At 40.2% G+C, this 605-nt stretch carries 1 protein-coding gene; it reads left to right on the top strand.

All coding sequences use genetic code 11. From position 1 onward, the window contains the following. On the top strand, positions 1-605 hold a 605-nt coding region (locus Q0822_RS18200; protein ID WP_299126398.1), incomplete at both ends, for an Ig-like domain-containing protein.

Below are 605 nucleotides of genomic sequence, written 5' to 3'. Positions count from 1 at the left end.
GCCATTGCTGATATCAACAATACATTTGTAGATCAACCTGTCTCTGGTAACGTATTAACTAACGACGAAGACTTTGAAGGTGATAACCAAACTGTGGTTTCTAATACCAATCCTACTAACGGAACTGTTACTGTAAATCCTAATGGATCTTATACCTACACTCCTAACCCAGGATTTATCGGTGAAGATTCTTTTGAATACACAATCTGTGATGATGGTAATCCACAAGCTTGTGATACTGCTACGGTATATATTGAAGTACTACCAGAAGGTGGCCCTGAAAATGAAGCTCCTATCGCTAATGCAGATACAGCAACTACTGCTGAAGGTACTCCGATTGACATCGTAGTGCTTGCTAACGATTTTGATCCTGATGCCGATCCTATTACTATTACAGCAACTACGAATCCTACTAATGGAACTGTAACGCTTAATCCGGATGGAACGATAACTTATACTCCTAACCCAGGGTTTACTGGTGAAGATACATTCACTTATACCATTTGTGATGATGGTAATCCACAGCTTTGTGATACCGCTACAGTAACGGTAACCGTTCAAGATGCTGGTACGCCAAATACTACTAACGCTAATGATGATGCTTA

Origin of the sequence: uncultured Winogradskyella sp. (assembly GCF_947496485.1) — a bacterium.
In the GTDB taxonomy this organism is placed as follows: domain Bacteria; phylum Bacteroidota; class Bacteroidia; order Flavobacteriales; family Flavobacteriaceae; genus Winogradskyella.
Note: the sequence above shows the minus strand (reverse complement) of the source record. Positions and strands in the feature narration are given on the sequence as shown.